Origin of the sequence: Dryocola clanedunensis, assembly GCF_038405435.1 — a bacterium.
Lineage (GTDB): Bacteria > Pseudomonadota > Gammaproteobacteria > Enterobacterales > Enterobacteriaceae > Dryocola > Dryocola clanedunensis_A.
In genome coordinates this window covers 1-614 of record NZ_JBBYHZ010000117.1, presented here as the reverse complement: position 1 = coordinate 614, position 614 = coordinate 1, and the positions used below count along the sequence as shown (strand labels likewise).

The window sequence follows — 614 nt, the reverse complement described above, 5'->3', positions numbered from 1 at the left end:
AGCGCGGCCAGCAGCTTGAAATCGCCGTGGCCCATGCCTTCCTTGCCGGTGATCTGCTTGAACAGCCACCACACCGACCACAGCGACAGATAGCCCGCCAGCGCACCCAGCAGGGCAGGTTTGGCCGGCATATAGAGATTGTCGCTGGCCGCGATCAGGCCCAGCCACATCAGGGGCAGGGTCAATTGATCCGGTAACAGCTGGGTGCGCAGGTCGATACCCGACGGCGCCACCAGGAAGCAGCTCAGCACGATCGCGCCGAAGCCCTGCCAGCCGAACCCGAACTGCCAGACGCTGGCGGCGACCAGCACGGCGGTCAGCAGCTCCACCAGCGGGTACTGGATCGAGATCGGGGCATGGCAATGCCAGCACTTGCCGCGCAGGGCCAGCCAGCTGAACAGCGGGATGTTCTCGTACCAGGACAGCTTGTGCTTGCAGTGCGGGCAGTGCGAGGGCTCCACCACGATGCCCGGTGGTGGCGGCTCGTAGATGTCCGGCTCTTCCAGCACTTCGCGCGCATCGCGCTTCCACTCCCACTCCAGCCGCTTGGGCAGGCGCAGGATGACGACGTTGAGGAAGCTGCCAAGGAGCAGCCCCAGCCCGACCGCGGCGGG

The 614-nt window shown here is 66.3% G+C and carries 1 protein-coding gene; it reads right to left on the bottom strand.

Going from position 1 to position 614, the window contains the following annotated elements; genetic code table 11:
• Nucleotides 1–614 (bottom strand): prepilin peptidase (locus AAE045_RS23760; protein WP_455549764.1); only part of this gene is annotated, 614 nt, incomplete at both ends.